18 protein-coding genes are annotated in these 16,563 nt (G+C 50.4%); 6 read left to right on the forward strand and 12 right to left on the reverse strand.

Going from position 1 to position 16,563, the window contains the following annotated elements; translation table 11 throughout:
- Window positions 1–418: 418 nt before the first annotated feature.
- Together fucP and zapE are read right to left on the reverse strand one after the other, a co-directional pair.
- Window positions 419–1,717 carry an L-fucose:H+ symporter permease gene (gene fucP, locus ACOMG9_RS06900; RefSeq protein ID WP_448216369.1) on the reverse strand — a complete coding sequence of 433 codons (1,299 nt, stop codon included), beginning with the start codon at window positions 1,715–1,717 and terminating at the stop codon, window positions 419–421.
- A gap of 395 nt (window positions 1,718–2,112) precedes the next feature.
- Complete coding sequence (gene zapE, locus ACOMG9_RS06905; protein ID WP_448218621.1) at window positions 2,113–3,219, reverse strand: cell division protein ZapE; 1,107 nt, start codon at window positions 3,217–3,219, stop codon at window positions 2,113–2,115.
- Between the two features lie 284 nt (window positions 3,220–3,503).
- Here zapE and ACOMG9_RS06910 point away from each other — a divergent pair, with 284 nt between their 5' ends.
- A complete protein-coding gene (locus tag ACOMG9_RS06910) occupies window positions 3,504–3,998 on the forward strand; it encodes a Z-ring associated ZapG family protein (protein WP_448216370.1) in 495 nt (164 codons plus the stop codon).
- Window positions 3,999–4,127: 129 nt separating this feature from the next.
- Here ACOMG9_RS06910 and trxB read toward each other — a convergent pair whose 3' ends face one another.
- A complete protein-coding gene (gene trxB, locus ACOMG9_RS06915; RefSeq protein ID WP_422132986.1) occupies window positions 4,128–5,078 on the reverse strand; it encodes a thioredoxin-disulfide reductase in 951 nt (316 codons plus the stop codon).
- A gap of 201 nt (window positions 5,079–5,279) precedes the next feature.
- On the opposite strand from trxB, the gene cysZ reads away from it, so the two are divergent.
- Window positions 5,280–6,008 (forward strand): sulfate transporter CysZ, encoded by a 729-nt coding sequence (gene cysZ, locus ACOMG9_RS06920; RefSeq protein WP_422132987.1) that lies wholly within the window; start codon window positions 5,280–5,282, stop codon window positions 6,006–6,008.
- An 81-nt stretch (window positions 6,009–6,089) separates the two neighbouring features.
- Window positions 6,090–6,431 carry a histidine triad nucleotide-binding protein gene (locus tag ACOMG9_RS06925; protein ID WP_448216371.1) on the forward strand — a complete coding sequence of 114 codons (342 nt, stop codon included), beginning with the start codon at window positions 6,090–6,092 and terminating at the stop codon, window positions 6,429–6,431.
- Between the two features lie 17 nt (window positions 6,432–6,448).
- On the opposite strand, the gene ACOMG9_RS06930 is transcribed toward ACOMG9_RS06925, so the two are convergent.
- Window positions 6,449–6,859: an OsmC family protein gene (locus tag ACOMG9_RS06930; protein WP_448216372.1), complete on the reverse strand. Its 411-nt coding sequence runs from the start codon at window positions 6,857–6,859 to the stop codon at window positions 6,449–6,451.
- 406 nt (window positions 6,860–7,265) lie between these two features.
- On the opposite strand from ACOMG9_RS06930, the gene ACOMG9_RS06935 reads away from it, so the two are divergent.
- Window positions 7,266–7,745: a superoxide dismutase family protein gene (locus ACOMG9_RS06935; RefSeq protein WP_448216373.1), complete on the forward strand. Its 480-nt coding sequence runs from the start codon at window positions 7,266–7,268 to the stop codon at window positions 7,743–7,745.
- Between the two features lie 345 nt (window positions 7,746–8,090).
- On the opposite strand, the gene trpC is transcribed toward ACOMG9_RS06935, so the two are convergent.
- From trpC to ACOMG9_RS06975, 8 genes are all read right to left on the reverse strand, one after another.
- Window positions 8,091–8,894 carry an indole-3-glycerol phosphate synthase TrpC gene (gene trpC / locus ACOMG9_RS06940; protein WP_422132991.1) on the reverse strand — a complete coding sequence of 268 codons (804 nt, stop codon included), beginning with the start codon at window positions 8,892–8,894 and terminating at the stop codon, window positions 8,091–8,093.
- 2 nt (window positions 8,895–8,896) lie between these two features.
- Window positions 8,897–9,934: an anthranilate phosphoribosyltransferase gene (trpD, locus tag ACOMG9_RS06945; RefSeq protein WP_448216375.1), complete on the reverse strand. Its 1,038-nt coding sequence runs from the start codon at window positions 9,932–9,934 to the stop codon at window positions 8,897–8,899.
- 88 nt (window positions 9,935–10,022) lie between these two features.
- Window positions 10,023–10,604 carry an aminodeoxychorismate/anthranilate synthase component II gene (locus ACOMG9_RS06950; RefSeq protein WP_422132993.1) on the reverse strand — a complete coding sequence of 194 codons (582 nt, stop codon included), beginning with the start codon at window positions 10,602–10,604 and terminating at the stop codon, window positions 10,023–10,025.
- A 1-nt stretch (window position 10,605) separates the two neighbouring features.
- Complete coding sequence (gene trpE, locus ACOMG9_RS06955) at window positions 10,606–12,132, reverse strand: anthranilate synthase component I (protein WP_448216376.1); 1,527 nt, start codon at window positions 12,130–12,132, stop codon at window positions 10,606–10,608.
- A gap of 356 nt (window positions 12,133–12,488) precedes the next feature.
- A complete protein-coding gene (locus ACOMG9_RS06960; protein WP_448216377.1) occupies window positions 12,489–12,635 on the reverse strand; it encodes an HAD hydrolase-like protein in 147 nt (48 codons plus the stop codon).
- Complete coding sequence (locus ACOMG9_RS06965) at window positions 12,632–13,168, reverse strand: HAD hydrolase-like protein (RefSeq protein WP_448216378.1); 537 nt, start codon at window positions 13,166–13,168, stop codon at window positions 12,632–12,634. The genes ACOMG9_RS06960 and ACOMG9_RS06965 overlap by 4 nt, the downstream gene beginning before the upstream one ends.
- Window positions 13,169–13,259: 91 nt before the next feature.
- A complete protein-coding gene (gene rpe, locus ACOMG9_RS06970) occupies window positions 13,260–13,937 on the reverse strand; it encodes a ribulose-phosphate 3-epimerase (RefSeq protein WP_448216379.1) in 678 nt (225 codons plus the stop codon).
- A gap of 245 nt (window positions 13,938–14,182) precedes the next feature.
- Complete coding sequence (locus tag ACOMG9_RS06975) at window positions 14,183–15,214, reverse strand: NADP(H)-dependent aldo-keto reductase (protein WP_448216380.1); 1,032 nt, start codon at window positions 15,212–15,214, stop codon at window positions 14,183–14,185.
- Window positions 15,215–15,516: 302 nt separating this feature from the next.
- Between ACOMG9_RS06975 and rplM the strand changes: the two genes are divergently transcribed.
- Window positions 15,517–15,945 (forward strand): 50S ribosomal protein L13, encoded by a 429-nt coding sequence (gene rplM, locus ACOMG9_RS06980; protein WP_252176280.1) that lies wholly within the window; start codon window positions 15,517–15,519, stop codon window positions 15,943–15,945.
- 12 nt (window positions 15,946–15,957) lie between these two features.
- A complete protein-coding gene (gene rpsI / locus ACOMG9_RS06985; protein WP_252176279.1) occupies window positions 15,958–16,350 on the forward strand; it encodes a 30S ribosomal protein S9 in 393 nt (130 codons plus the stop codon).
- The last annotated feature ends 213 nt before the right edge of the window (window positions 16,351–16,563 follow it).

Below are 16,563 nucleotides of genomic sequence, written 5' to 3' on the forward strand. Positions count from 1 at the left end.
AAGATTCGAGAGCACCGAAAAAGTAAATAATTCGGGAGCATTTTGTCAGGAACTTTCCCAATAGGGAGAAGAGGACTAATGTTTCTTTCAAACGCAGAACACGGAATGCCTGTTGCATTGGAAGGGACGCCTTCTCTCTCTCAGGAGATTCTTCCATGAATATTGTCAGACAACGATTCATGTACTGGCACATTCCATCCACGACCCGGGTTGTTTTGAAAAGAGAGCGTACTGAAGGCTACTGCTTTTATCCGCTCAAACGGGTAAAGCAAGTACGGAGTTCTGTGAGGTATATTCGCTGTCTGATTTATGAACCTTTTGCAAAAACCATATGGGATCGAAGAGTCACTCTGAGCTAAGCTTCAGCAAACTGGCAGGTGCAGCCATTGCAACCTGCCAGAAACTTTTCACCATGAAATCAGGCTTTGCTCCCTTTGAGACCAAACCATGTGAGGTAAGTAAATCCGATCAGCGGAATAATAAAGGCCCAGCCAATCCCCGCCATATCTGAAATCCGCCCCATTATCGCGGTGAGCACCGCGCCACCAAGAATGGCCATAATCAGGCAGCTGCCACCTAGCTGAGTGTCCTTACCCAGCCCAGCTACAGAGAGGCCGTAAATGGTAGGAAACATCAGTGACATGCATCCGGAGATCACCACCAGAGCGTAAATGCCAGCATAGCCAGCGCTCATCATTACAACGATAGTCATAACTGCCGCAACAGTGGCAAGCCCCCCCAGTAAATTGGCAGGTTCGATATAGCGCATCAGAGAGGTACAAAGGAAGCGACTGCCACTGAATAACAGGATTGAATAGAGGTAATAGGTTGATGCTTCTGCCTCGGTGCCTCCGACATTATTCATGACATAACGAATTGTCCATGACCAGCAGCCAATTTGCGCCCCCATGTAAAGAAACTGCCCCAGTACTCCACGGATAAATATTTTCTTTTTGAAGAGACGGCTAAAGGATTTTGAATAGCTGTATGCTTCGCAAGCATCTGCCGCTTTTGGCATTTTACAGAGCGCTATAGACAGACAGCCTCCCAGAATGATGGCAGCCGTCACTATGTATGGCTCCATAACAGCCATTAATTCCCGGGACTGGATGGCCTCCAGCTGGGCAACCGGCATTGCTACCCGCTCTGCGACTGAAGCCGGGTTGAGCTGGCTCAGGATATAGAATTTCCCGATCAGGACCCCGACAATTGAACCTAAAGGGTTGAAGGACTGGGCGAGGTTCAATCTCTGGGTAGCGGTCTCTTGTGGCCCCATGGCAATAATGTAAGGGTTGGCACTGGTCTCCAGAATGGAAAGTCCGCCAGCCAGTACAAACAGGGCTGCCAGAAAGTGGGAATATTGCATAGTCTGGCTGGCTGGGTAAAACAGCAAGGCGCCAAATGCAAACAGACCCATTCCAAGCAGCACACCGGATTTGTAAGAAAACTTTTTTATGTAGATGGCGGCAGGAAGGGCCAGGCAAAAGTAAGCACCGTAGAAGGCGGTCTGCACCAGGCTGGATTGAGCATCGCTTAAGGTGAAGACCTTACGGAACTGGGCGATGAGAACATCGGTCATGTTATGTGCCAGCCCCCATAAGGCAAAACAACTGACCAGCAATACAAAGGGAATCATTAATTCTTTTGGGACAAAAGGCGACCTTGCCCCGGTTGCCGATTTGCCATCGATAGACCGGGTTGTAGATAATTCACTCACAACATTTCTTCCCCTGACAAAAAATAAATCAAACCTCCACCCGGTAATCAGCAATCAATGCTCTCGCAAATCTCACGTTGCTTTTCCGGGAACAGGTCGTGGCGCTAATAAAAAGCTTGCATGGTGTATGTGTAAGAAAGACATCTGATGCATTGTTGTAGCGTATTAAATTAATACATTCCTTCACGTTATGGCTGTCCTGATCGCATTCAAAACCAGACAGAAGACAACATAGATGGCAGCTTGCTATCTGTTGCCTCAGTGGCTTTTCGATGTCTTTCCGGGAGGGGAGTATAGTCAGGAAATTCAGTTATGCATGACAGCTATGCCCGGACTGGTTTCAGGCTCAAAATGCATGGCTCGGGGGCATGCTCGTTTGAGCCCAATACTCTGTTTTATGACAAAATCGGGTCGTGCGGTTGCGACAGGTATTCTCTGGATTGCATCTCTTGCAGACGACTGATGGTGCGCTGGAATTCAAAGTTCAGCCTGCCGGAGGTATAGAGTTCAGGCAAGGGCGTTGCAGCGGTCAGAATGAGCTTGACGTTGCGGTCATAGAATTCGTCCACCAGATTGATGAAACGTCTGGCCTGATCGTCTTTCTTCTCGCCCATCTGGGGTACATTTTCGAGAATGACGGTTTGGTAAAGGCAGGCCAGCTCTATGTAGTCGTTCTGGCTTCTTGGACCGTCACAGAGTGCCCCGAAACTAAACCAGCCTATGTCTTCGCAGGTGCGTTCGCTGTTGATGGCTCGGCCCGCTATCTCAATGACGTCGGCTTCCCTGCAGTGGCTGATGTCTGGTGCAAGGTCATCGAATGTTTTCTGCAAGTGCAGATCAGCTTCCGCTCCCAGAGGGCTGAAGTAAGTGTCTGCCTTTTCCAGCAGGCGCAGGCGATAGTCGGTGCCACCATCAACGTTGATCACCAGGGTATGCTCTTTTATCTGGTCAATGGCTGGCAGGAATCGGGCTCTTTGTAAGCCGTCTTTATAGAGTTGATCGGGTACCACGTTGGAAGTGGCCACCAGTGTAATGCCCCTTTGAAAAAGTTGCTCAAAGAGTCCACCCAGAAGCATAGCGTCGGTGATGTCTGAGACAAAGAACTCGTCAAAGCAGATGACCCGTGTTTCGGCAGCCAGTATTTCTGCCACTTTATCCAGGGGGTTTTTTTCTCCGGACAGCTTTTTCAGTTCACCGTGAACCCAGCGCATGAAGTGGTGAAAGTGCATGCGTTTTTTCTCGGAGAACGGGAGGCAGTCATAAAAGGTGTCCATCAGATAGGTTTTGCCCCGGCCAACGCCTCCCCAGAAGTAGAGTCCACGAACAGTATGGAATTCTTTGCCGGCAAAAGGGTTGATGCGCCTGAGCAGGGAGTTGCGGGGAGCTTCAGCGGTCAGCTGATCAAAAAGACGCTGGAGATGCTGAACCGCTGCTTCCTGAGCCGGGTCATAGCTGAAGCTGTCTTTCTTTAAGTCCTGCTGGTAACGAGATTCCGGGGTCATGCTAGTCATACAGTTGTTATTTCACCAGGTCCGTTGTTTACGGGTGTCATATCCAGGGTTGTTGAAACAGTTCCGGCCCATTCCTGTATCGGCAGGCATAAGTCGAGCTGCCATCATTACCGCAGTCTGGAATAACGGAGCACAATGTATCCTTCCGGCTTCAGCAGGACAAGGTATGTTTTGGCATCCCGATGTTACACAACCGCTCTATACTTTGCGCATAAAAGATTATAACTTTGACAGCAATAAAGGACGTGAAATGTTCCACCCAATGAGGCGATGCTGTGGAAAATGTGAATGTACTTTGGTTTTTAGGCAGTTTGGCATTTCTGGCGGGTATGACCGGTGGCGCACTTTTATATCATCTGTTGGCAGGCCCCCGTTCGGATCGAGGCAAAATGGAAGCTCAGCTGATCGAACTGGAAGCTGATTTCAAGCAGTATCAGGATAACGTAGCCGATCATTTCAACACAACGGCTCACCTGATCAACAAGCTGACGGACAGCTATAAAGATGTCTATGAGCATATGGCTAACGGAGCCGATTCACTGTGTAACGATGACAGAGTCAAGAACAAGCTCAGTGATTCTCTGATCAGCAGCACAGCTCTGTCGTCGGGTCAGATTCCCAAGCGTCATAGCGAACGTGCGAAGCCTTTGGAGCAGCCTCTGGACTATGCACCCAAGACGACAGCTCCGGATGAGAAAGGCACCTTGTCTGAAGACTTCATGGTAACAACTGAAGCTCAAGAGGCGGTGAGTAGCCAGAAAACCTCCTGATCTCTCTTAAGCCTGCAAGCCGACAACAGAAGCCGACGCAAGACTCCACCCTCCGCTCCCGGGCCGCGACCCAAACGGCCTGAGAGTACGGCAGAGCTTTACGACAGCCTCAATGGCGGGGCACTGTGATCAGGACAGAGAGTCAAGGTATTTTTCAGCATCCAGGGCAGCCATACAGCCAGTGCCGGCAGAGGTAATAGCCTGACGGTAAACGTGATCCATAACGTCACCCGCAGCGAATACGCCTTCTTTGGAAGTCAGTGTTGCGTTGCCTTCTGAACCACTGTTGACTTTAATGTAGCCGTCTTTCATTTCCAGCTGGCCTTCAAAAATACCGGTATTCGGTGTATGGCCGATGGCAATGAAGCAGCCTTCAGCGTTGATTTCGCGGGTCTCGCCAGTATTCACATCCTTGATGCGAACGCCTGTCACGCCCATGCTATCTCCCAGTACCTCATCCAATGTGGCATCAAGGGCCAGCTCCATGTTGCCGTTTTCTACCCGGTCGATCATCTTGTCCTGCAGAATTTTTTCTGCACGGAAACCCTTGCGACGGTGAATGAGTGTCACTTTCTTTGCAATGTTGGAAAGATAGAGGGCCTCCTCGACAGCAGTATTACCGCCACCCACTACCACGACGTCCTTGTTTTTGTAGAAGAATCCATCACAGGTGGCACAGGCAGAAACCCCTCTGCCCTTGAAGGCTTCTTCACTGTCCAGGCCCAAGTAGCGGGCGCTGGCACCCGTGCTGATAATCAGGGAATCACAGGTGTAGGTATCGCTACCTTTCAGGGTGTATGGCTTCTTGCTCAGATCGACTTCTTCGATATGATCAAAGATGATTTCGGTACCAAAGCGTTCTGCATGGATGCGCATATCTTCCATCAGGCCGGGTCCCTGAAGACCTTCGGGGCCTCCTGGCCAGTTGTCCACGTCGGTAGTGGTTGTCAACTGCCCGCCCTGTTGCATACCAGTGATCATAACCGGCTTCAGGTTTGCCCTGGCAGCGTAAACCGCAGCTGTATATCCTGCAGGACCGGAACCCAGAATCAGCAGCTGGACGTGCTTGGCTTCACTCACATTTTACTCCTCGTTCAGGAATGACTGTCAGAGACAAAGAAAATCTCTGACGGTAAAGGATTCATAATTCGTTAAACTGTGTGAATAATAACGGCTTGTGCTGACGAGAACCAGAATCTCTTCAGCGATTGGCCTTTGTTCGTCATCAACTTCACTGCCAATTGTCAGCAGTTGTGTAACATCAATAAAAGGAACTCTGCTATGCCATCGCCTGCACCGGGAAGTGGACCCGGTTATTTCCTCAAGGGTCTATCCTATCTTCCCGATCCGGCCATCCGCCTGTTTGTGTTGATTCCCCTGACCGTTAATATTCTGGTGTTTGGATTCCTGATCTATTTCGGTCTTCAGCAAATGAGCGTGCTGATGGAGCAGCTGCTTAACTGGTTGCCTGACTGGCTGTCTTTCCTTGAATTCCTGCTCTGGCCCCTGTTATTCCTGGCCATGCTGGGAGTGGTCTTTTTTACTTTTACCATCGTCGGGAATTTTATCGCGGCACCCTTCAATGGGCTTCTTGCCGAAAAAGTTCAGAACCTTCATGGCAAGTCAGACCTGCCGGAATACGAGTTGAAAGACTGGCTGACCCTGTTACCCAGAGCCGTAGGCCGGGAGGTCAGAAAACTCATCTACTACCTGCCCAAGGCTGTGGTTCTGTTAATTTTATCCTTTATTCCCGTGGTGAACCTCGTCACCCCTGTGCTCTGGTTTCTGTTCAACAGCTGGATGATGTCGATCCAATACTGTGACTATGCTGCGGACAACAGGGGGGTGTCGTTTAATGATATGCTGGAACGTCTGAAGCAGGATCGAAATTACGTCTGGGGTTTTGGTACAGCCGTCACTCTGGTTATGCTGATTCCTTTTGTCAACTTGCTGGTCATGCCAGCTGCTGTCGTAGGATCGACGCTGCTTTGGGAAGACAGGATTGAGTAGTGCAACAGGAGCCTTTCGGGCTAAGGAATCTGATGATAGGCTTAATTCAGTTTTTCGACTCAAAGGCCCGGAGGTCAATTAATGAGCTGTCTTTTCTGCAAGATAGTCGAAGGGGAGATCCCCGTCGACAAGGTCTACGAAGACGACGATGTTCTTGCGTTCAGGGATATCAATCCCCAGGGCCCCGTTCATGTTCAGGTCATTCCCAGGAAGCATATCGCAACACTTAACGATGCCACTCCGGAAGATCAGGCAGTTTTGGGGAATATGGCGCTGGTGGCCAGCCAGATCGCTAAAGATGAAGGTTTTGCCGAAGACGGCTACAGAACGGTGATGAACTGTAATAGTCATGGCTGTCAGTCGGTTTACCACATTCATCTCCACCTGATTGGTGGTCGTCAGATGAGCTGGCCTCCGGGCTGACGAGCCATGCCTGTGACTCAGGCTTCAATAATCTCAAAGCTGTGGGTGATTTCTACATCACCCTTACCCAGCATCTTGGCAACCGAGCAATACTTATCTGCAGACAGTTCTATTGCACGCTCAACATGGGATTCTTTTACTGCAGTGCCTTTAACGACAAAGTTGAGGTGAATTTTGGTAAACACAGCAGGTACTGCATCGGCACGTTCAGCCTGAATATCGACGTGGCAGTCAACGACCTTCTGGCGAGCTTTTTTCAGAATACCGATCACATCAACAGATGAGCAGCCACCCAGGCCCATCAGGATCAGTTCCATTGGGCTGGGTGCGGATTTAACCGCTCTATCTGCGTCCATGACAACGGAGTTATTACTGTCAGTCAGTCCCAGAAAACGTTCCTGATCCACCCATTTGACTTGTGCTTTCATTACAGCGTCTTTCCTTTCTTGAAGAGGGCTCTCAGTCTCAAACCCACAAGCTGTGAAGGTCGGGAGCTTGGGATGGAGGCTTCATAAGAGCAGCCAGAAAAATATCCCCATCGTCTTTTATCCAAATCCAATGGGTATCAAGCCGCTATCTTACCTCAGCAGCAGGATGTCAGGCTAACCATCCTGTTAATGTACGCTCTGTGAGCAGGAGCCATAACGGCTCTGGCTGATAAGAAACGTGATGCTGGTGAGTCGGAAGCAACATAATAACGGTCGGGAATGTCAATGAGTTTTTTTGGAATAAAACCATAAAAAGCCTGTTTTTTAAGGCACTGTATTAAGTAAACCCGAATAAGCATGGCTATATTGCTGTTTTACAATCCCATTTCTCCTGGAGTTGGCAATCATGTTCAATAAAGTCAGTGCGCTATCGGGTGTAGTAGTCGTGGCAGCTACGCTTTCTGCCTGTACCTCCAATGAAAGCTATACGGTCATGGTGAATCAGGTTTCTCCTTCCGGTGTAGGAGCAGAACTGGGAACAGTGACTGTTTCTGAAGCCTCCGGAGGAGGGGTGCAGTTGACACCCAATCTTTATGACCTGCCGCCCGGAGAGCATGGTTTCCGTGTTCATGAAAACCCCAGCTGCGAACCGGGCTCCAAAAATGACGTGATGCAGGCGGCCCTGGCAGCCGGAGGTGCTCTTGATGATCTGCCCATGCTTGATGTAGACGACAAGGGCTTCGCCACAGTTCCGGTGGTTGCCAAGAATTTGAAACTGACTGATCTGAAAGAGCGCTCGCTGGTTATCCACTCCGGCACTGCTGTCATTGGCAATAACACGCCAGAAGGCGCCGATTCAAGGATTGCCTGCGGGGTCATCAAGTAGTTATCCGTTGGGCATTGAGAGCTTCTGCTTGAGCAGACGAAACCCGGGCCAGGAGCCTGTCGGACTTAAGCGTCCGTAGCGAGGATTGCAAGAAATTGAGGATAAAAATTTCTGTTTCTGAGGGGAATAGCGAGCTATTTGACGAAGAAACAAGGATTTTTAGACCAATTTATCGCAACCGCACGACTGCATGGATGCAGGAGCTAGAGCAACGCAGGAGCAGTTGCCGTGTAGGACAGTCTTAAGTCCGACAGGCTCTTGGGGGCTGGAGGCAGTATTGCGACAGCCTCTGATGCCTGGGTAGAAAACAGTTTGATCTTGGCTGCTGGTCCTCAATCTAAGGCGTTAAAGGTATTGACTAAACAGTTTTTTCAACCCGTCACCCGGATCTTCCTGACGCATAAATGCTTCACCGACCAGGAAGCTGTTTACACCCTTCGAAAACATACTATCCACGTCTTCTGTTGTATGGATGCCGCTTTCTGTAATCACTTTTCTGCCTTCCGGAATCTCAGTAAGCAGAGAGAACGTATTGTCCAATGTGACTTCAAAAGTATGCAGGTTTCGGTTATTGATGCCCAGCAATGTACCTTCCAGAGGTAAAGCACGTTCCAGCTCATCGGCACCATGGACCTCTACCAGAACATCCATCCCCAGGTCCAGGGCAGTACTGCTGAACTCCTGAAGTTCACCGTCTGTGAGACAGGCAGCGATCAGCAGGATGCAGTCTGCACCAATCATGCGGGATTCATAAATCTGCCATGGATCGATCATAAAGTCTTTGCGCAAAACTGGCAGGGCACAGGCTGAGCGGGCTTCCTGAAGGTAGCTTTCAGCACCCTGGAAAAAGTCCCTGTCAGTCAATACGGACAGGCAGCTGGCGCCCGCTTTTTCATAGCTCCGGGCAATGCTGGCCGGATCAAAATTTTCGCGAATCACCCCCTTGCTGGGAGACGCTTTTTTGATTTCGGCAATGATCGCTGCCTGCCGGGCTTCTGTCCGGGCTTCCAGGCTTTTGGCAAAGCCACGGGACTCTTCAGTGTGACGGGCTCTGGTAATAACCTCCTGCATGGACAGTGTTGCCTGACGCTCTGCGACTTCTTCACGTTTTCTCTCAACAATTGTGTTGAGGATGGTTGGCATAGACATTGTTACCCCTCCGCAATCACTTGTGTGAAGCTGGCCAGCTCACGCATTTTTTCCAGGCCCAGCCCGCTGGCAATAGCATCCTGTGCCATGGCTATCCCTTCCTGCAGACTGGTGGCGACACCGGAAACATAAATGGCCGCACCAGCGTTCAGCGCGATCATGTCTGCCGCTTTGCTGGCGTATTCGCCTTCCCGTTTACCCAGGGCGTCCCTGATTAGCGCCAGTGAGTCCCCGGAACCTTCTACACTCAACCCGATCAGGCTCCGGGATTCAATGCCAAAGTTCTCTGGCTTGATCACGTATTCATGAATTTCGCCATCTTTCAGCTCAGCTATAAAAGTTTCGCTGGCGATACTGATTTCGTCCAGACCATCCATAGAGTGTACGACCATGATGTGCTTGTTGCCCAGCTCGCGCAGAACCTCGGCCATAGGGCGGCAGAGTTCACGGGTAAACACACCGATGACAAGGTTTTTTACACTGGCGGGGTTGGACATAGGTCCCAGGATGTTGAAGAAGGTTCTTATGCCAAGCTCTCTGCGGACACCGACAACGTTTTTCATGGCGGAGTGGTGAGCCGGAGCAAACATGAAGCCTACGCCCACATGTTCAATACAGCGTGCTACCTGTTCAGGACTGATGTCCAACTGAATGCCTGCTCTTTCCAGCAGGTCAGCACTGCCGCTGGAACTGGATACTCCCCGGTTGCCGTGCTTGGCAACAGAGGCACCGGCGGCGGCGGCGACAAACGAGGAAGCTGTTGATACATTGAACAGGTGTGCACCATCTCCACCGGTGCCGACAATATCCACCAGGTGGTCAGCGTTAACTTCAACCGCAGTAACCATTTCTCTGAGTACCTGGGTAGCCCCGGTAATTTCTTCAATGCTTTCGCTTTTCATGCGCATGGCGGTCAGGAATGAGCCGATCTGGGTATTGGTGCACTGGCCTGTCATGATGTCGCGCATGATGCTCATCATCTCGTCACGGCTCAGGTCAAGATGGCTGACAGCGCGGGAAATGCCCTCTTTAATATTCATGTAATCTGGCTCCAGTCGGTGTTCTCAATCGTTCGTCTGAATGTCTGTTGTCTATGGCCTGGCTTCTGTCACCAAAGGCTTTATTGCTTCAGGATTGCTTCAGAAAATTTTCCAGCATGTCGTGGCCTCGTTCGGTCATGATGGATTCCGGATGGAACTGGACACCTTCCAGGGGTAGAGTCTTGTGGCGAATCCCCATGATCTCATCCATGCTGCCATCTTCGTGCTGGGTCCAGGCGGTAATTTCAAAACAGTCTGGCAAGCTCTCTTTTTCAACAACCAGTGAGTGGTAGCGGGTCGTTGTGACCGGGTTGGGAAGGCCTGTGAACACCCCCAGCCCCTTATGATAAACAGGTGAGACCTTTCCATGCATGACTTGCCGGGCCCGGACTACTTTGCCACCAAAGACCTGGCCTATGCTCTGGTGTCCCAGACAGACACCAAGAATAGGCTTTTTGCCACTGAAGTGAGCAATAGCTTTCATGGAGATACCGGCCTCATTGGGTGTGCAGGGGCCGGGTGAAATAATTATACGTTCCGGGTTGAGGGTTTGGATCTGTTCCAGAGTTATGTGGTCGTTACGATGCACTGCCACTTCCTGACCCAGTTCGCCAAAGTACTGAACCAGATTCCAGGTGAACGAATCGTAGTTGTCGATCATTAAAAGCATCTTAGTTTCGCTCCCCTGTCTGCTTCTGGCTGCTGGAAGCAGCAGACAAACCTGTCTGAGCCATGGCAACGGCTTTGAAAAGGGCTCGCCCCTTATTCATGGTTTCTTTCCATTCCATTTCGGGAACTGAGTCGGCGACAATGCCCGCACCAGCCTGAACGTGGAGTTTGCGGTCTTTGATCACGGCAGTGCGAATGGCAATGGCAGTATCCATGTTGCCGTTCCATGCCAGATAACCCACTGCTCCGCCGTAAACCCCGCGCTTGACAGGTTCCAGTTCATCAATAATTTCCATGGCTCGTACTTTCGGTGCGCCACTGAGTGTACCTGCTGGTAGTGTCGCTTTGAGCACGTCCATGGCATCCATACCGTCTTTTAAACGACAGGTGACATTCGATACGATATGCATAACGTGAGAGTAACGTTCAATGATCATCTTGTCGGTCAGGCTGACACTGCCTGTTTTAGCTACACGCCCAACGTCGTTTCTTCCCAGGTCGATGAGCATCAGGTGTTCTGCCAGTTCTTTGGGGTCATTCAGCAGTTCTTGTTCCAGTGCCTTATCCCGCTCTTCGGTGGCACCGCGTTTGCGAGTACCGGCAATAGGTCTGACGGTGACTTCACCGTCTTCAAGACGGGCAAGAATCTCAGGTGATGAGCCTACGACATGAAAATCACCCAGATCCATGTAATACATATAGGGGGATGGGTTAGTACTGCGCAGAGCCCGGTAAAGGTTAAGGGGTGAGCTGTCAAAAGGAATGGTCATGCGCTGGGATGGAACCACCTGCATAGCGTCTCCAGCCAGAATGTATTCTTTGATGGTTTCTACTGCAGCTTCAAAGGCATCCTGACCGAAACCGGATTTGAAATCATTTTCCCGGGCAGGGTTCAGTGAAGCCTGTGCCGGTGGCAGTACATTGGTCGTTTGCAGTCTCCGCACCAGGTCGTCCAGTCGAAACTCTGCTTTTTCCAGGGCAGCAGATTCTGCCGGGTCAGCATGGGTCACCAGAATCAACTTGCCACTGAGGTTGTCAAATACCACCAGTTCGTGAGAAACCATCAACATGATGTCCGGGTTGTTTAGCTCATCTTTTGGTGCTGTTCGTTTCAGTCGTTCTTCAATATAACGGATCGTGTCGTAAGCAAAGTAGCCTACCAGTCCGCCGCTAAAGCGAGGCAGGTCAGGCAGCTCGGCCACTTTGTAGCCCTGTTGAAACTGCTTAATAAAGGTCAGAGGATCTTCCGGGTTATGCTCTTCAACAATCTGGCCATCGGTTTCCAGTGTGACCTTGCAGTCGGGGTTGTAGCCTGACACCCGGAGTATGGTTCTGCACGGTAGTCCAATCATTGAGTAGCGTCCCCACTTTTCTCCGCCTTCCACGGACTCAAGCAGGTATGAGTAGCGACCATTGGCCAGCTTCAGGTAAGTGGTCAAGGGTGTGTCCAGATCCGCCAGGATTTCCCGGGTTACAGGAATACGGTTATATCCTTCGCGGGCCAGACGAGAAAAAGCTTCAGGCGTCATACTGGCCTCTTTATTATCAGGCTGTTTAAAAAGTACTAAAAACGCAGGGTTTTGGCTGAGTTGGGGCTTTTTAATCAGGCGCAGGGCCAGCCAAGCCATCGCCGGGAGGAAAGCTTTGAGGTAGGGGTGGAAGGTCTCACTGACCGTTCAGTGTCTCTTGTATTGATGTATGTCTCTGAATGACTTGCTATCACTGCTGGCTCCGCAATTATTCTGGGCGCAGTCGTATGAGTAAGAGTTGAAGACTATATGACTGCAAGGGTTAATGCAAACACTGGGACTACTGAATTGTGTAGTTTATTGCCTCTCCCCTGAGTCTTTGCAGTTTGGCAGTCTGTCAGGCTCAGGGTCAGATTTCATAGCAAATCCGTCAGACTATCGATAACAAGGTCGGGGTGTGCAGACTCAATCGGCTCTCCATGGTTATAGCCGTAGCGAAGGCCCACCACATTTACATCTGCAGCTCTGGCCGCTTTTACGTCACTGCTGGAGTCCCCGATCATGAGGCTGTTCTGCAACCAAAGTGCTTCATGGTGTGCTGAAGGGGCAGCGGGTGGGGCTTTTGCTCGTTCAGGCTGTCACCACCTATGCTGAGTTCAAAGAAGTGGTCAATGCCCATATGCTTTAACAGTGAGTCGGTGAAGATTTCGGATTTGTTGGTTACTACAGCCTGTTTGACGCCCGCCTTGTGGATCTGGCTGAGGAAGGTGAATACGCCGGGGTAAAGAGCGCTGTGCTGGCCAACTTCAATGGCGTAGTGGTGTTTGAACCGTTCCATAGCTTTGGTAAAGGTGCCTTCTTCAACAACACCGGGTTGGTCACCCATCATGTCATCAGCCAGAGCCCTTTTGACCAGTGATGGAATACCATTGCCTACCCAGAGCCTGGCTTTTTCATCACCAGCTTCAGGCCGGTTGAGTTCTGTCAGCATTTTATCCAGGGCTATAGCCAGATCGGGAACACTATCAACCAGTGTGCCATCGAGATCGTACATGATTAATCGAACGGGACTGCTCAACAATTCAAACAACTTCATTGTTTTCAAATACCCAGAGGGAGGGAGTAATAGAGGCTGAGGTTTTAGAGGGGATAGAGTCAGCAGGCGACTCTACTCCCTGAGATCAGCTTCAGAGGGATTCTGCCATGGAAAGCTCTGTCCGCATTTGGCTGATAACATCATGATAGTCCTCAGCATTGAAGATGGCTGAGCCGGCAACAAAAGCATCTGCTCCGGCTTCAGCGATCTGGCGAATGTTCTGTACACCGACGCCGCCGTCTACCTCCAGACGAATGTCCAGTCCACTGTCGTCAATCATTTTGCGAGCATGGCGCAGTTTGCGCAGAGTCGAAGGAATGAATTTCTGGCCACCAAAGCCCGGGTTTACGGACATAAGCAGAATCATATCCAGTTTGTCGATCACATATTCAATCACGTCGGGAGAGGTTGCCGGATTTAATACCAGACCGGCTTTACAGCCACCTTCACGAATCATCTGCAGGCTGCGATCAATATGATCAGAGGCTTCAGGGTGGAAGGTGATCATACTGGCCCCGGCTTCAATAAAATCTCCAATTATGCGGTCTACCGGGTTGACCATCAGGTGGACATCGATGGGAGCAGTAACGCCATGCTTTCGCAGGGCCTTGCAAACCATGGGGCCAATGGTCAGGTTGGGTACGTAGTGGTTATCCATGACATCAAAGTGTACCCAGTCAGCTCCGGCAGCAATGACGTTGTCCACCTCTTCTCCAAGGCGGGCAAAGTCAGCCGAAAGTATGCTGGGGGCGATAATAAAGTCACGCATGTTTTGGTTTCCGGTGAGTTCCGATCAGAAATGTGGGGGATTTTAGACTTTTGCCCAGCCGATGTCAGTTCTTAACAAAAAAGTATTTACCTTCAAGTAGGTGGACTGACTAGATTGAGTCGTGCTTTCAGAAAGTGCCTGAAGCTTTGCGGTGTTTTGACCTTTTGCTCACTGGAAGAGGCTCGTTGTTTCAGGGGTGTTGGGTGTCATTGAGGCTGACACCCGATGAACAAGGGTGTAATAAATCAGGGGGCAGGGTTCGGCTGCAGGGTGTGAATGCTTTCAATCTCTTCCAGCAGGGGTTCTGACAGCTGCAATTCACTGGAAGCGAGGTTGCTCTCCAGTTGCTCCAGGTTGGTAGCTCCAATGATGTTGCTGGTCAGGAAAGGGCGGGATGTGACAAATGCCAGTGCCATCTGAGCAGGGTCCAGACCTGAATCTTTTGCCAGCTGTACATAGGCCTTGATGGCCCTGCGAGATTGGGGTGAGTCATAGCGCTGGTAGTGAGGGAATAACGTTAATCGAGCGTTTTCAGGTCGCGCACCGCCAATGTATTTGCCCGAAAGAGCGCCAAACCCCAATGGTGAGTATGCCAGAAGACCGACCTGCTCACGGTGGGCTATTTCAGCAAGACCTACCTCGAAAGAACGGTTCAGCAAATTATAGGGGTTTTGAATACTGACGGCTCTTGGCAGGTGCTTTTCGCTGCTGATACGGAGGTGCTCCATGACGCCCCAGGGGGTTTCGTTGGAGAGGCCGTAGTGTTTGATCTTGCCGACCTTAACCAGTTCATCCAGGGCTGAAAGTGTTTCTTCTACCGGCGTCCCGTCAAAGCCGTGCTGGTGAGCGTAACCGAGCTTTCCGAAGAAGTTGGTGTTACGATCAGGCCAGTGCAGCTGATAAAGGTCAATAGCTTCAACGCCCAGTCGTTTCAGGCTGCCGTCAATGGCTTTATGGATATGATTCGGTGTCATCATTCGGCCACCATCTATATATGTCAGGCCGGGACCGCAGACTTTGGTGGCAATGACCAGATCATTGCTTTTACCGCGCTGCTTTATCCAGTTGCCAATGATAGATTCTGTAAGGGAATAAGTTTCTTCCCTGGCCGGTACCGGATACATTTCTGCAGTGTCAATGAAATTGACACCATAGTCCACAGCTCGATCCAGCTGAGCAAATGCTTCCTGTTCGGTATTTTGCTTGCCCCAGGTCATAGTGCCGAGACAAAGGACACTGACATTAATATCGGTGCGCCCCAGTTTTCTGTATTCCATTGAAATCAAGCTCCAAAGGTTTCAGCCTGATGGCAGAATAACTCCGGATTTACAATGTTCACAAGGGTATTTGCAGATTATTTGTATCAGCGGATACGTAGGAATCCTCTAATGTGTCGGAAGGGGGTTTCATTCCTGTGAACAGACGATATAATACCGCTCCCGTTTCCCAATTGAGCGCCCATGTTTGAACAGGTCGTTGCCGAAGCTATTAGCCTTGCTTCGATCCCTGATCAGTTCCCTGAGAAGGGCGGCCAAGTAAGAACAGGTATTGCGAGAGCAATACTACTGAGGCGAATTTAATGAAAACTTTTAGTGCAAAGCCAGAAACCGTAAAACGTGACTGGTTCGTGGTCGACGCTGAAGGCAAGACCCTGGGGCGACTGGCTACCGAAATTGCAACCCGTCTGCGCGGCAAGCATAAGCCAGAATACACTCCTCACGTTGACACTGGCGATTACATCGTTGTTGTTAATGCCGAGAAGGTCCATGTTACTGGTCGTAAAGCGTCTGACAAAATGTATTACCGTCACACTGGCTTCCCTGGTGGCCTGCGTTCAGCCAGTTTTGAAAAGCTGATTGCGCACAAGCCAGAAATGGTCATTGAAAAAGCTGTTAAAGGTATGCTGCCAAAAGGCCCTCTGGGTCGCGACATGTACCGTAAGCTGAAAGTTTACGCCGGTACTGAGCATCCGCATGCTGCTCAACAGCCACAGAAACTGGACATTTAATCGGGGGTAGCCATGTCAGTGACTCAATACTACGGTACCGGACGTCGTAAGTCTTCTACCGCTCGCGTTTTCCTGAAATCTGGTTCTGGCAGTATTTCTGTCAATGGCCGTAGCCTGGACGAATACTTCGGTCGTGAGACTGCTCGTATGGTTGTTCGCCAGCCTCTGGAACTGACCGAATTGCTGGAAAAATTCGACATTAAAATCACCGTTAACGGTGGTGGTGGTTCCGGTCAGGCCGGCGCTATCCGTCACGGTATCACTCGTGCGCTGATCCAGTACGATGAGAGCCTGCGTTCTCCTCTGCGTAAAGCTGGCTATGTGACTCGTGATGCACGTGAAGTTGAACGTAAGAAAGTGGGTCTGCGCAAAGCGCGTAAGCGTCCACAGTTCTCCAAGCGTTGATGTCGCTGGCGCCTGTTTTCAGGCGCTGCAGAAAACGCCCGCTTTATGCGGGCGTTTTTTTTGGCTGAAAAAAAGAAAACGGTACGATCGCTGGTGTTTTGTATCCTTAGCGAAGGTTGTTTGTATAAAAAACAAACTTAATCAGTGTTGGATGTTTAACAAATATGATCTGGGCTGGATGTAATAGAATGTGCCCTTGGGCAATGGGGGGTG

This window comes from Endozoicomonas sp. PH6C (assembly GCF_059322965.1).

What these genes read in the sequence shown, in the direction of transcription:
- zapE (WP_448218621.1), bottom strand. Translation starts at nt 3,219, where the DNA reads ATGACCCCGGAATCTCGTTACCAGCAGGACTTAAAGAAAGACAGCTTC.
- cysZ (WP_422132987.1), top strand. Translation starts at nt 5,280, where the DNA reads ATGCCATCGCCTGCACCGGGAAGTGGACCCGGTTATTTCCTCAAGGGT.
- ACOMG9_RS06925 (WP_448216371.1), top strand. Translation starts at nt 6,090, where the DNA reads ATGAGCTGTCTTTTCTGCAAGATAGTCGAAGGGGAGATCCCCGTCGAC.
- ACOMG9_RS06930 (WP_448216372.1), bottom strand. Translation starts at nt 6,859, where the DNA reads ATGAAAGCACAAGTCAAATGGGTGGATCAGGAACGTTTTCTGGGACTG.
- ACOMG9_RS06935 (WP_448216373.1), top strand. Translation starts at nt 7,266, where the DNA reads ATGTTCAATAAAGTCAGTGCGCTATCGGGTGTAGTAGTCGTGGCAGCT.
- trpC (WP_422132991.1), bottom strand. Translation starts at nt 8,894, where the DNA reads ATGTCTATGCCAACCATCCTCAACACAATTGTTGAGAGAAAACGTGAA.
- trpD (WP_448216375.1), bottom strand. Translation starts at nt 9,934, where the DNA reads ATGAATATTAAAGAGGGCATTTCCCGCGCTGTCAGCCATCTTGACCTG.
- ACOMG9_RS06950 (WP_422132993.1), bottom strand. Translation starts at nt 10,604, where the DNA reads ATGCTTTTAATGATCGACAACTACGATTCGTTCACCTGGAATCTGGTT.
- trpE (WP_448216376.1), bottom strand. Translation starts at nt 12,132, where the DNA reads ATGACGCCTGAAGCTTTTTCTCGTCTGGCCCGCGAAGGATATAACCGT.
- ACOMG9_RS06960 (WP_448216377.1), bottom strand. Translation starts at nt 12,635, where the DNA reads ATGATCGGGGACTCCAGCAGTGACGTAAAAGCGGCCAGAGCTGCAGAT.
- ACOMG9_RS06965 (WP_448216378.1), bottom strand. Translation starts at nt 13,168, where the DNA reads ATGAAGTTGTTTGAATTGTTGAGCAGTCCCGTTCGATTAATCATGTAC.
- rpe (WP_448216379.1), bottom strand. Translation starts at nt 13,937, where the DNA reads ATGCGTGACTTTATTATCGCCCCCAGCATACTTTCGGCTGACTTTGCC.
- ACOMG9_RS06975 (WP_448216380.1), bottom strand. Translation starts at nt 15,214, where the DNA reads ATGGAATACAGAAAACTGGGGCGCACCGATATTAATGTCAGTGTCCTT.
- rplM (WP_252176280.1), top strand. Translation starts at nt 15,517, where the DNA reads ATGAAAACTTTTAGTGCAAAGCCAGAAACCGTAAAACGTGACTGGTTC.
- rpsI (WP_252176279.1), top strand. Translation starts at nt 15,958, where the DNA reads ATGTCAGTGACTCAATACTACGGTACCGGACGTCGTAAGTCTTCTACC.